We start from the raw sequence: 12,405 nt of genomic DNA on the forward strand, positions 1-12,405 counted from the left end.
ATCTGTGCCGAGGGCGGGACCGGGGGTTCTCAGTGGAAGTCACGTGAGGTGGTTCCTGCCGGGGCCGCGAGGGGCTCAAAGGTTTCCGCGATGACGTTGTAGACCCCTTCGGGCGAGCGTTCAAGGGTGCCTCCGATGATGAGTGCGGGTGAGGAGCGGGCGACGAGCCGGTTCTTGGCCCAGGTGTCGGCCCAGGTGACGATGTTGACGCTGCCGGACTCGTCCTCGAGTGTGATGAAGGTGACGCCGCCGGCCGTGCTGGGGCGTTGTCGGTGGGTGACGAGCCCGGCCACCTGAACGCTGGTGCCTGGCCTGCCGGTGCGGAGGCGGTCGGAGCGGACGATGCCGCGGGAGTCGAGGCCGGGTCTGAGGAGCGCGAGTGGGTGCGTGCCCGTGGCGATTCCGGTGGTCCAGAGGTCGAGCGCGGTCTGTTCCGCCGGGTTGAGGACGGGAAGCAGCGGGGGTTGCACGTGGACGCCGATCCCGGGCAGGAAGCGTTCGCGGTTGTCGGCGGCGGGGGCTGCCGCCCAGAGCGCTTCGCGGCGGTCGAGGCCGAGGCCGTCGCAGGCTCCAGCGGCGGCGAGTGCCTCGAGGCGGGTGCGGTCGAGGTCCGCGCGCCGGGCGAGGTCGGCGAGGTCGGCGAAGGGAGCGTCCTCTCGGGCCCGCACGATGCGTTCGGCGGCGGCGGTCTCGATGCCGCGGATCTCGGTGAGTCCGAGCCGCACCGCGAAGCCGCGGTCCTGGCGATGGGCGCCGGAGGCGTCGGGCCCTTTCGGGTCGAAGGGCGGCACCTGCGGTGGTGTGTCACCTGCTGGTTCGTGTGCGGTGCAGCGCTGCGGGGCGCGGCGGGCTTCCCGCTCGGGCGGTTCGCCGCTGCCGGCGGTGGCGTTTTCGTCGGCCGCGCCTGCGTGAGGGCGCAGCGATTCGAGATCTGAGTGCGCGTTGGATCGTTGGACATCGGGTGGCCGCACCTCGACGCCGTGCCTGCGGGCGTCCTCGACGAGGGTGCGCGGGGAGTAGAACCCCATGGGCTGCGAGCGGAGCAGCCCTGCGAGGAACGCGCCGGGATAGTGCAGCTTGAACCAGGCACTCACGTAGACGAGGAGAGCGAAGCTGATGGAGTGGCTTTCGGCGAAGCCGAAGCCTGCGAAGGCTTCGATCTGCTCGTACATGTGAACGGCCTCGTCGCCCTCGATGCCGTTCGCGGCCATCCCGTCGAAGAGCTTCGCCTTGAGCCCACCGATTTTCTCCTGGCCGCGCTTGGAACCCATCGCGCGGCGGAGGAGGTCGGCGTCCTCGGCCGAGCAGCCGCCGACGGCCATGGCCATCTGCATGAGCTGTTCTTGGAAGAGAGGGACGCCGAGGGTGCGCCGGAGGACTGGCTCGAGTTTGGGGTGGGCGTAGGTGATCTCCTCGTTGCCGCTGCGACGTCGCAGGTAGGGATGGACGGCGCCGCCCTGGATAGGGCCGGGCCTGATCAGGGCGATCTCTATGACGAGGTCGTAGAAGGTGCGTGGCCGAAGCCGCGGGAGGGTGTTGAGTTGGGCGCGGCTTTCGAGCTGGAAGACGCCGATGGCGTCGCCGCGGCAGAGCATGTCGTAGACTCCCGGTTCTTCTTTGGGGATCTCGTCGAGGGTCCAGCGTTTCCCGGTGTGCTCGGCGATGATGTCCATGCTTTTGCGAAGCGCACTCAGCATGCCGAGCCCGAGGAGGTCGAACTTGACGAGGCCCATCGTTTCGCAGGATTCCTTGTCCCACTGGAGCACGGTGCGCTTCTCCATGCGCGCGTGCTCGATCGGGCAGACCTCTCCGACGGGCCGCTCGGTGAGCACCATGCCGCCCGAGTGGATCCCGAGGTGTCTTGGGGCGGTGAGGAAACGGTTCGCGAGCTCGTGAACCTGCGGTGGGAGCGAGCTTTCGCCCTGGTCGGGAAGGGAATTCCAGCGTTCGAGCCCCTTGGTCCATGCGCGCTGCTGCCCCGTTCCGTATCCGAGTGCTTTCGCCGCATCGCGCACCGCCGCCTTGGGACGGTAGGTGATCACGTTGGCGACCTGAGCCGCGTTGCGGCGGCCGTAGCGTTCGTAGACGTACTGGATGACTTCTTCGCGCCGTTCGGAATCGAAGTCGACGTCGATGTCGGGTTCTTCGTCGCGCATGCTCGAGAGGAAGCGTTCGAAGGGAAGATCGTAGAAGATCGAGTCGACCGCGGTGATGCCGAGGACGTAGCACACGGCCGAGTTCGCTGCTGAGCCTCGCCCCTGGCAGAGGATGCCGAGCTGCCGGGCGTGCTGCACGATGTCGTGCACGATGAGGAAGTAGCCGGGGAAGTCTTTCGCCTCGATGACATCGAGCTCGCGTTCGAGCCGTTCTTTCACGCGCGGTGTGAGCGTCCCGTAGCGGCGTTCAGCCCCCTCGAAGGAGAGCCGACGGAGCCAGCTCATGAGCGTGTGCCCCTCAGGAACCGGCAGCTTGGGGAGTTTTGGCCTGGCTGCCCGAAGCGGGAACGCGAGTTCTTCGGCGAGGGGAACGGTGCGCGCGACGGCGTCGGGATAGCGTCTGAAGCGGCGAAGAATGGAGGCTCCGCTGCGCAGGTGGGCGGCGCCTGAAGCTGGCAGGTTCGGGTCGAGCTCCTCCAGGCTTCGCCGTGCGCGCACCGCAGCCATCGCTTCTGAGAGGGTGGCGTCTCGCTGAGTGGCGTAGTGGACGTTGCCGGTCACGAGCGTGGGGAGGTGCAGCGCGTGCGCGAGCGCGGCGAGCCGCTCGTTGCGCGGCTCGTCACCGGGATGGCCGTGGTTGGTGAGTTCGACATGGACGTTGTCCCTGCCGAAGAGCGCGATGAGGCGTTCGAGCTCGGCCCGCGCCGCCTCATCGCCGGCTGTGCGAGTGCCCGAGTGTTCGAGTGCGCGTCCGACCTGGCCTTTTCGGCAGCCTGTGAGGATCGCCCAGTGACCTTCGCTCGTGGCGGCGAGCTCCTCGAGGTCATAGCTGGGGCGTCCTTTCTCGCCGCCGGCGAGCTGGCCCTCGGTGATTGCGGAGGCGAGCCGGTAGTACCCCTCGGTGCCGCGGGCAAGAGCGAGCAGGTGAGTTCCTGAGGGGTCGGCGGCACCGAGCTGGGGTGCGTCGAGGCCGAGAGTGAGCTCGGCGCCGTACACGGTCAGCAGATCCGCGCCGCTCGCGCGGATGGCGTGTTCTGCTGCGTCGGCGAAGACCGCGGCACCGTAGAGGCCGTCGTGATCGGTGACCGCGAGACCTGAGAGGCCGAGCCTGATCGCCTCCTCGGCGAGTTCATCCGGCGAGGAGGCGCCGTCGAGGAAACTGAAGTGGGAGTGGGCGTGGAGTTCCGCGTAGGGCGTGACGGGGCCGCTCGGCCCGGCGAGCCGGGCGGGTGGTTGCTCCGCGCCGTCTCGCGTCTCCGCCGCCAGTTTCAGCTCGACAGCGGGAAGCGTCTCGGTCTCGAGGAAATCGGCGGGAATCGCTTCGAGGCCGTCTGCGCCTGGGAGCCTGCTTCGACCGCGACCGGAGAGCCGTCGCTCGAACTCTTGCCAGGGGAGCGGGGGATTGTTCCAGCCCATCAGTCGTATTTCCCCTCTGCAAGCCAGCGGCCGGCTTCGTGGAGGAGGAGCCAGGCATCTCCGTTCTCGAGGAGTACCTGAAGCCGGAACCGCGCGGGTGTGCCGGTCCACCAGCGCTCTCGGATCGCCCAGGGGAGCGACCAACCGGAGATCTCAGCGGGAAACGCGGTGCGGGCAACGCAGAGCCGATAGGGAGTCTCCGAGAGAAGATCTTCCTCGTCGATGAGGACATCGTGCCCGGCGCGGTCGAGAAGTTTCGCGGGAAGTGGCGCGGGGAAGAGCAGGCTCGGCGAAGGCCCGGCAAGGGAACCGGGCCAGGGGCCCGTGCCCCTTGCGGCACGATGACGGCGCGCGTTTCCCCGGGCATTCCTGCCGTGCGCGATCGCGGTGCCCCAGGGAAGGAAGCGTTGTCGGTCGAGGAGTAGGCGGCCCCCCGAGAGCTCGGCCGTGCCGACGCCGGTGTGGCCGAGCTTGGCCTGAATGCGACTGAGGTGGTGGTGCACGCGCTCATCGGGCTCAGTGTTCCAGAGACCAGGCTCGTGAGCTGCGGCGCGGTCGGTGTGCACGGGCGAGATGCGGACGCGCACGATCCCGGCCCCGCCGCGTTCTGTCTCTCGCGCTATCGAGGCCGCCTGCCAGCGGATTCTGCCGACGGTGTCGGAGGCGGTGAACCGGCGCGGGTGGGCCCACTCGCGCTCGTGGGTGTCTCCGGTGTCATCGGTGAGGGAGACGCGGAGCGAGGTGCAGACCCGGCGCTCCTGGATCAGGCCTGTGATGAACTGCTCGGCGAGACCCGAGCAGGCGAAACCGAGCTGCTCGGCGGTTTCAATAGGGGGCTCGAACGAGAGCTCGACCGTGAGCTCTCGGGGTGCGTGGCGGGGACGGACCTCGGCGGCACCCTGGCGTGCCGGCCGGCCGGTGGCGGCACGGTGGGCAGCGACCCCCGCCGGCCCGAAACGCTGCTCCACGGCCTCTTCCGGGAGCGCAGCGAGGGCGCCAAGCGTTCGGATCCCGAGGCCGTGCAGAGTGTTCGCGAGCGTAGCTCCGGTGGCCCGTTCGACGGGAAGCCGACTCAGAAACGCGGGGGATTGACCGGCTGGAACGAGCGCGATTCCCGGTCCCGGGTTGGTGAGGCCGGGGGCGCCCTGCGCCGCTTGAGTGGCCTGCTCGGCAGCGAACAGGCCGTCGGCGATCCCGATCCTCGTTTCGGGGTATCCCAGTTCGGTGAGGAGTTCGAGGAGGGTTGCGGCAGCAGGGGGTTCGCCTCCGTAGTAGCGGGCGGGGCCACGGGCGCGCATGGCGCAGACGCCTGGTACGCGTGGTTCGACTCCGGGGATGAGCGCCTCGATCGCTGCGAGCACGGGCGCGAATCTGCGCTCATCGACTTCCGGGTCGTGCGGATGCGTCGCCAGACTCGGGCAGCGGGATTGTGCCTCTCGCTCGCGGATTCCCGGGGTCACGCCCTCTGCGCGGGCTCGCTCCGAGCAGGCGACCACCAGGTGGTCGGCGATCAAAGCGATCGCCTCGAGACTCGTGGGACTCCCAGCTGCAGGCCTGATCGGAGGCGCAGCGGAGACGCCCGGCGATGGCGCCGCGGGCCCCTCCTCCACGAGTTCCTCTCGCTCTTGGAAAAAAGCGTGGATCGGCCAGTCCGGGATGCGGACGACGATGACTCGTTCCCCGCGGCTCATGACGAGGCCACCAGGCGCATGCGGGGGAGGGAGCCCGGATCTGCTGCTGGATCGGCGTGGTCGGCGACGCGCCCATCCGCGAAGGCCACGGTGTGCGTGCGCGTGCCTCGGCGGTCCTGGGACTGCACGGTGAGCGCGCGATCCGCGAGGAGCCCGCCCCCGCGCCGAAGGCCGCTCCAGCGCGAGCTCGTAACGGTGAGTGTGCTCTCGGTGCGCGGCCAAGCGCCCGCGACGATCAACGCGGATCCGTGATCCCGCAGCCGCGCGGAGATGCGTTCCGTCTCACCCGAGCCGATCGATCTCGGCGAGGCGAGTAACACGACGCTGAGGACCTCGCTGAGGAGACCAGCGAATCCGAGCGCATCACTGCCCGGATCAGGGATGAGTACGCAGCGGTCGAGCGCGATCCCCAGTGTTGCGGCCGCTTCCGCCCCGAAACCGGGGAACCCGATCACCCCGCACCAGGAGCCTGCCGTTGAGGCTGCGGCGAGCATTGACAGCGAGAGCTGGAGCGACCCGTTGACCGAGTAGCTTGCTCCCTGGCGGATGGCACCGCCAGGGAGCAGACCGCGCAGGCCCGGCAGGGTGGGCAGCCCGCGTTCTCCGAGCCGCAGCGGCTGCATCTCGGAGATGCGCTGCTGCAGCGAGTGGAGGGTTGCGGACTGACTCATGCAGCAATGTTCGAACATATGTTCGAATTAGTCAATCTGGTTTTTGCGTCGCGCGGGTCGTTTGCCGCGTCGTTGCAAGAGGCTCGGGAAAGCCCCTGAAGGTGTCAATGATTCCAGCGATGAGACGTCGCGGGCGGGGGAGGCGGGAACAGCGTAGGATGGTCGGGATGGACGAAGACGAGCTGGACGATTACGAGCGCGAGGCGGAGCTGTCGCTGTTCCGCGAGTACCGGGATATTGCCCGGCAGTTCCGGTATGTCGTCGAGACGGAACGGCGCTTTTACCTTGCGAACGAGGTGGACCTCAAGCGTCAGGACGCCGGCACCGATTTCTACTTCGAGCTCAGCATGTCCGACGTCTGGGTCTGGGATGTCTACCGTGCGGATCGCTTCGTGAAGTCCGTGCGCGTGCTCACGTTCAAGGACGTGAACGTCGAGGAGCTTTCCGCCCGCGAATTCTCGCTGCCGCAGGAACTCGCGCTCGACGAGTAGCCCGAGGGGCCCGCAGCGATCCATAACCCTCGCTCACAGGCGAGGCGAATCCCCCATTTCAGCGGAAGTTATCCACTGAACCATTTGCGCTCTCGCGCAGGACGTCCCGCGCTCCCATGATGGTGCACCAGGAGGTGCATTATGAGAGACAACGGAATCATTGCCCGCGAGGACTACGCTCCGGGAAAACAAGAGCTCGGGCGCCGCGGCGAGCAGATCGCGGCCGACTATCTTGCGGCCAGGGGGATGCGAATCCTCGATCGGAACTGGCGAAGCACGCATGGGGAACTCGATCTCGTCGTGCAGGACGCCACCCATGTCATCGCCGTTGAGGTGAAGACCAGGAGCGGCACGGGGTATGGGAGCCCGCTGCAGGCGATCACTCCCCAGAAAGCCGCGAGAATCCGGCGCACCCTGTTCGACTGGGTGCGGGAGCACAAGATGCGGGGCGCCGCGCTCCGGATGGATGTGATCGGGATCGTGATCCGGGCTGGCGAGCCCCCCAAGCTCGATTATCTCCGGGGAATCCAGTGACCCGGGCAGTGTGCCGGGCGGCCTCGATCGCGCTTACCGGGTTGGAAGGAGCCGTCGTCGATGTCGAAGCCGCGGTATCCCAGCAGCTCCCGGGCATGGCGATCATCGGCCTTCCGGACACCGCGCTCGCCGAAGCCAAGCTGCGGGTGCGCACCGCCACCACCCAGGCCGGCCTCCCGCTCGCTGACCGATTCATCACCGTGAACCTGGGCCCGGCCTCTCTCCCCAAGCACGGAACGGGATTCGACCTTGCGATCGCCCTCGCGGCCCTCGCCGCCTCCGGCCGACTGCCCATCGATCGACTGTCCGCTGTCGCACACCTCGGCGAACTCGGTCTCGACGGGGGGCTTCGGCGGCCGGCAGGGCTTCTCTCAGCGGTGCTCGCCGCGCGAGCGAACGGTTTCACGCGCGTCATGGTTCCCGCGAGCTGTGCGGCCGAGGCAGCGCTCGTCCCGGGGATCACGGCTATTCCCGTTCAAAGCCTGGTTCACGCGGTCGCCTGGCACACCGCAGATGAGCGCACCGAACGAGTAGTGACGTCGACGGTCACTCAGCGGCCCCGGAGCGCGGTCGTTGAGGAGCCTCCGGAGGATCGCGACATCGCAGATGTGCAAGGTCAGAGCGAAGCCGTTGAAGCGCTCGTCATCGCGGCGGCCGGGAGGCACAACATTTCCATGGTCGGGCCGCCCGGTGCCGGGAAGACCCTGCTTGCGGAGCGGCTTCCGACGATCCTTCCCGACCTCGACGACGCCGAGGCGATGGAAGCGTCCAGTATCGCCTCGCTCGGCGGCAGAACGCTCACAGGACTGATCCGTCGGCCGCCGTTCGAACATCCCCACCACACCGCTTCATCCGCGGCGATCATCGGGGGAGGCGCAGGGGACCGGATCACGCCCGGCGCGATCACTCGCGCGTGTCACGGAGTGCTCTTCCTCGACGAGGCACCGGAATTCAACAGGGTCGTGCTGGACGCACTGCGCCAGCCGCTCGAACGGGGAGTCGTCGAACTGCAACGGTCACGGGTTCGAGCGACATTGCCGGCGCGAATCCAGCTGGTGATCGCCGCGAACCCCTGCCCCTGCGGAAACGCGGGGTCCCCGGGAAGAGAAACCGTCTGCACCTGCAGCCCGAACACGAGAGTCCGCTACATGCAGCGAATCTCCGGGCCGCTGAGCGACCGAATAGATCTGCGCCTCGGCCTGCAGCGCGTCACTCGGGTCCCCCATGCGGCCTCCGAAGACCATCGAGAGTGCAGCGCGAGCGTGCGGAGGCGCGTTGTCCTGGCCCGCAGACGCTCGGCCCGCAGACTCGCAGGCACCCCGTGGAAAGTGAACGGCGAACTGCCGGGCACCTGGCTCAGGGGCGGGAAGTACCGCCTCGCACGCTCGGAAACGGCGATCCTTGATCGTGCCCTCGCGCTCGGCGCGCTGACGCTTCGTGGCTACGATCGCGTCCTCCGCGTTGCGTGGAGCATCGCGGATCTCGCCGAGCTCGACCGTCCCGGACGACCCGAGATCGGGGCGGCGCTCGCCCTGAGGAATGGCGGCCAGCTGTGAGCGGAGTATTCAGCGTGCTCGAAGCACTCGGGAGCGTGGCCGAGGTCGATCAAGCGCTCAGGAAGCTGAACGGCACTCATCGGGAACCGGGCCGCACACAGGCGGAGGGGCCCGCGAACGGGAACGCCTCCTGCCTGGAGGCTCTCGCCCGCGTGGCGTGGTCCAGGTTGACCGAACCCGGTGACCGCATCGCCGGCATGTTGATCGGGCGCTACGGGGCTCCGAAAGCTCTGGAACTGGCGATTGACTCCCGGGATCCGCGCACCCTCCACGCGCGCATCCGCTCGGAGAGCGACCTCGAGCTCACTCCAAAGGTGCTCGCGCAAGCACTGGCCCGCTGGAAACCCCGGTACAGCGTCGACGCGATCCGGCAGGATCTCCGCGCCAGCATCCGGAACGGGGCGTCGCTGCTCCTGCCCAGCGACCACGCCTGGCCGGACGGATTCGCCGATCTCGGGGAGCACGCGCCGATCCTGCTCTGGGTGCGCGGCAATCCGGAACTCCTGCGCACGCCGTCCGTCGCGATCGTGGGCGCCCGCGCCTGCACGGGCTACGGATCCACGGTGACCGCAGAACTCACCGACGCGGCGTGCAACATGGGAGCGACGGTGGTGTCCGGCGCTGCCTACGGCATCGACGCGGTGGCGCACCGAGTCGCGCTCGGCAACGATGGCGCCACCGTGGCCGTCCTGGCCGGCGGAGTCGATCGGCCCTATCCCGCGGCGCATACCGAGCTGCTCGCAACGATCGCCCAGCGTGGAGCCGTCGTCTCGGAGATGGTGCCGGGAGCCGCACCCACGCGGTGGCGTTTTCTCCAGCGGAACAGGATCATTGCGGCGCTCGCCGCAGCGACACTCGTCACCGAGGCGGGGGTGCGCTCCGGTTCCCTGAACACGGCAGGGCACGCGGCGGCTCTTGGCAGGGAGCTCGGTGCGGTGCCCGGTCCGGTGACGAGTTCGGCCTCCGCCGGGTGCCACGCGCTGATCCGCGATTACGGAGCGGCGCTGATCACCAACGCAGAGGAGCTCCGGATCCTGGCAGGGGCGCCCGAATCCGGTTTCGCGCGCCCCGAACGGGTGGGGAGGGGCGGGCCTGCTCCCTCTCGGGGTGGGAACCAGCGCTCGCGCTCGCGCGCGAGCGCGGAACAGGGAACAGAGCCCGTGCGGCGCCCGGGGAGCGGAGAACGCGCCGAGCCGGTGGCCAGCCAGGAGGCCGGTCAATCGAGGGGAGAAACGGCGCTGCACCGACGCCTCCTCGATGCACTCCCGCTGCGCGGGGCCCGGTCGGAGCACGAAGCGGCGCGGCTCGCCGGGGTGAGCAACAGGGACGCACGCGTCGGCTACGCGGAACTGCTGATCCTCGGGCATGTTGCCCGCGATGAAACCTTCGCGCACGAAGAACGGAGGTGGAAACTCCGGGGGTGATGCCGCGTTACTTCAGGGGAGCAGGGAGGAGCCGTTCGCCTGTAGGAGCGAGAGGTCCCCTCTGCGCTGCTGCTCAAGCTCAGCCATGTGCTGCTGCTCGAGCGAAGCCCTGTGCTTGTGCGCTGAGCGGTTCGATTCGGCTCCCGGAGGGTGCGTCTCGGAACCGAGGCGAGGTTCCCGCTCGTTCGCGGGGGACACGACGGCCGGGTCCGAAGGGGGCTGCGATTCCACAGGGCCGAGGCTGCACCCCGCGGCGCTCAGCAGGAGCGCCCCGGACAGAGCGACCGCCGCGCGCACCGCAGGCGAGGCTCGCGCGCCTGCGCGTGGAACAACTCGAGAAATGACGACCATCCGGCAACTCCTCCCGCTGCTCTGCGATGACGAGGCACATCCAGTGTTGCCAGGGTACCAGGGGAAGCGGACGGTGCACGGGGCTTCACCGGGGCCGACACCACAGAAAAAACGCCGCGCGCGAGGAACACGGACCGATGAGAGGAGGGATCAGGGGAAGATAGAGACATGAAGCTGGACGAGGCCATCGAGGGGTTCCTCCGCGCCATCGAGCTGGAGTACGGTTACTCCGAGCACACGGCGCGAGCATACCGCCGCGACCTCGCCGACCTGCTCGAATACGCCGAACAGCAGCGGGTCGGAGATCTCGCCGGCCTCGACCTCGAACTCATGCGCGGCTGGCTCTGGCACCGGCAGCAGCGCGGTCTCGCCCCGTCGACGCTCGCCCGTAACGTCGCCACGCTGAAGTCCTTCGGTTCCTGGCTCGAACGCACCGAACGCGTTCCCGGCAGCCCTGCCTCGCGACTCCGCGCGCCCAAGGCGCCGCGATCGCTCCCTCGAGTGCTCGCCAACGAACAGGTCGCCCGCATCCTCGAGCGGGCCGGGCACCGAGCCGACACCGGTGATCCGGCAGCACTCCGCGACCGCGCGATCCTCGAGCTCCTCTACGCTTCGGCGCTGCGCGTCTCAGAACTGTGCGCGCTTCCCGTCAACGGGCTCGACCAGCGCGAGCGCACCGTACGGGTCCTCGGAAAAGGAGGCAAAGAGCGCGTGGTTCCACTCGGGGCGCCGGCCGCGGAAGCCATCGGGAACTACCTCGAACGCGGGCGGCCAGCGCTCGCCGCGCGAGCGGCGAACCGCCCAGCGGCTGCGGGCGTGCACGGCCCGCGAAAAGGGGAGAACTCCGGGGCCCCCGCCGCCGGGGCGCCCGAGCGGCCGCTTTTCCTGGGGAACCGAGGCGGCCGCCTCACCCCGAATGCCGTCTATCGACTCGTCTCCCGCGAACTCGAGCAGGAACCCGGCGGCGGCCCCCGCGGCCCGCACGCCCTGCGGCACACCGCCGCCACGCACCTCCTCGACGGGGGAGCCGACCTCCGCATCGTCCAGGAGATGCTCGGCCACTCCAGCCTCGCCAGCACGCAGGTCTACACCCACGTCTCCACGGAGCGCCTCGCCGAACGGTACCGTCAAGCCCACCCGCGCGCCTGAACCGATCCCGTCTACCACGGCAGGAGCCGCGGCCGCCCCAGATAACGCAGCATCGGATCCACGTACTCGCCGTTCACGCGCACCCCTAGGTGCACGCAGCCGCCGCTGCAGTGCCCGCCCGTGCCGACCGCGCCGATGCGGTCCCCGGCGACCACCTCCGTACCGACGGGCGGTGCGTCGCCAACGGGCTCGAGCGAGAAGAGCGCGCCATCGGGGGAGCGAACGGTCACCACGGGGCGAGCCGCGACGTCTCCCGCGAAAGAGACGACCCCGGTGACCGGACTGGCGACGGCTTCACCCTCGCCCGCGGCGATGTCGATGCCGCGATGCCCCGGCCCGTATCGATGCTCGGGAGGCCGGAACGGCTCCGTGATCCTCAGGGGGAGACCGAACGGGGGAACCCAGAGTCCATCCGGGACGCGGTCCGATGCCGCGGGCGGGGGCGCCTCCGTGACCCCGCCACTCAGCATTGTTCGGGTCGGAGGGTGAACCGGCGCGGGGTCGAACGCGCCCGGGAGGCGCGGTGAGTGCCGCGCGCTGATGACCCGCGTCACCGGATCCCCGGTTCCCGCCCGCGGATCACGCCCGGCCGCGCCGGCACTCGGCACGGAGGGCGGGGCTTGGAGGCCGGTCCCAGCGGCCGCGCAGAGCAGAGCCCAGCTCAGCAGCAGGATGGCGGTCGGGCTGCTCGGTCGCGACCGCGGCCGGAGGAAGCGTGCGAACAGGCGCAGGATCAGGCGCACGATCAGGCGCAGGATTGCGATCGGGGGAGGGCTCATGCCGCAATCATCGAGGAGCACCGTTGCGCGGGGTGCGTGGGGCGGAGAGGCTGTGGAAAAAGCCGCTGAAATACCGTGCGTCGGACTGCGGTGAGCGACGCCTCCGGGTGCTACACTGGACGGGCACCTTGCAAGAGGTGACTTCGCGTGCCCATCACCACGGTGAGACGCCATCGGTCCCGTTCCA

9 protein-coding genes are annotated in these 12,405 nt (G+C 69.1%); 5 read left to right on the forward strand and 4 right to left on the reverse strand.

What is annotated here, in order from left to right:
- Window positions 1–29 precede the first annotated feature (29 nt).
- From JD292_RS02855 to imuA', 3 genes are read right to left on the reverse strand one after another with little or no spacing between them, the layout of a single operon-like run.
- Entirely contained in the window at window positions 30–3,572 is a 3,543-nt protein-coding gene (locus JD292_RS02855; protein ID WP_200131217.1) for an error-prone DNA polymerase, read from the reverse strand.
- On the reverse strand, window positions 3,572–5,263 hold the full coding sequence (locus tag JD292_RS02860) for a DNA polymerase Y family protein (protein ID WP_200131218.1): 1,692 nt from the start codon (window positions 5,261–5,263) through the stop codon (window positions 3,572–3,574). Before JD292_RS02860 ends, JD292_RS02855 begins: the two co-directional genes overlap by 1 nt.
- Complete coding sequence (imuA', locus tag JD292_RS02865; protein ID WP_200131219.1) at window positions 5,260–5,934, reverse strand: DnaE2-dependent mutagenesis accessory factor ImuA'; 675 nt, start codon at window positions 5,932–5,934, stop codon at window positions 5,260–5,262. Before imuA' ends, JD292_RS02860 begins: the two co-directional genes overlap by 4 nt.
- Before the next feature lie 167 nt (window positions 5,935–6,101).
- On the opposite strand from imuA', the gene JD292_RS02870 reads away from it, so the two are divergent.
- The 5 genes from JD292_RS02870 to JD292_RS02890 all read left to right on the forward strand — a co-directional run bounded on the left by JD292_RS02870 (window position 6,102) and on the right by JD292_RS02890 (window position 11,439).
- Window positions 6,102–6,425 (forward strand): DUF2469 family protein, encoded by a 324-nt coding sequence (locus JD292_RS02870; RefSeq protein ID WP_200131220.1) that lies wholly within the window; start codon window positions 6,102–6,104, stop codon window positions 6,423–6,425.
- A 141-nt stretch (window positions 6,426–6,566) separates the two neighbouring features.
- Window positions 6,567–6,959, forward strand: a complete 393-nt coding sequence (locus JD292_RS02875) for a YraN family protein (RefSeq protein ID WP_200131221.1) — start codon at window positions 6,567–6,569, stop codon at window positions 6,957–6,959.
- Window positions 6,956–8,515, forward strand: coding sequence for a YifB family Mg chelatase-like AAA ATPase (locus JD292_RS02880; RefSeq protein WP_200131222.1), 1,560 nt, complete (start codon window positions 6,956–6,958; stop codon window positions 8,513–8,515). The genes JD292_RS02875 and JD292_RS02880 overlap by 4 nt, the downstream gene beginning before the upstream one ends.
- Complete coding sequence (dprA, locus tag JD292_RS12095) at window positions 8,512–9,939, forward strand: DNA-processing protein DprA (RefSeq protein WP_369411120.1); 1,428 nt, start codon at window positions 8,512–8,514, stop codon at window positions 9,937–9,939. Before JD292_RS02880 ends, dprA begins: the two co-directional genes overlap by 4 nt.
- Window positions 9,940–10,458: 519 nt before the next feature.
- Entirely contained in the window at window positions 10,459–11,439 is a 981-nt protein-coding gene (locus JD292_RS02890; protein ID WP_200131223.1) for a tyrosine recombinase XerC, read from the forward strand.
- Between the two features lie 11 nt (window positions 11,440–11,450).
- Here the strand turns inward: JD292_RS02890 and JD292_RS02895 are convergent, their stop codons facing one another.
- On the reverse strand, window positions 11,451–12,218 hold the full coding sequence (locus JD292_RS02895) for a M23 family metallopeptidase (RefSeq protein WP_200131224.1): 768 nt from the start codon (window positions 12,216–12,218) through the stop codon (window positions 11,451–11,453).
- Window positions 12,219–12,405: the final 187 nt, after the last annotated feature.

The sequence above is a fragment of the Leucobacter edaphi genome, from assembly GCF_016522535.1.
GTDB lineage: Bacteria > Actinomycetota > Actinomycetes > Actinomycetales > Microbacteriaceae > Leucobacter > Leucobacter edaphi.

Excerpts from the sequence above, each read along its gene's own strand:
- JD292_RS02860 (WP_200131218.1), bottom strand. The coding sequence starts at position 5,263 with ATGAGCCGCGGGGAACGAGTCATCGTCGTCCGCATCCCGGACTGGCCG.
- JD292_RS02855 (WP_200131217.1), bottom strand. The coding sequence starts at position 3,572 with ATGGGCTGGAACAATCCCCCGCTCCCCTGGCAAGAGTTCGAGCGACGG.
- JD292_RS02875 (WP_200131221.1), top strand. The coding sequence starts at position 6,567 with ATGAGAGACAACGGAATCATTGCCCGCGAGGACTACGCTCCGGGAAAA.
- JD292_RS02870 (WP_200131220.1), top strand. The coding sequence starts at position 6,102 with ATGGACGAAGACGAGCTGGACGATTACGAGCGCGAGGCGGAGCTGTCG.
- JD292_RS02895 (WP_200131224.1), bottom strand. The coding sequence starts at position 12,218 with ATGAGCCCTCCCCCGATCGCAATCCTGCGCCTGATCGTGCGCCTGATC.
- JD292_RS02890 (WP_200131223.1), top strand. The coding sequence starts at position 10,459 with ATGAAGCTGGACGAGGCCATCGAGGGGTTCCTCCGCGCCATCGAGCTG.
- imuA' (WP_200131219.1), bottom strand. The coding sequence starts at position 5,934 with ATGAGTCAGTCCGCAACCCTCCACTCGCTGCAGCAGCGCATCTCCGAG.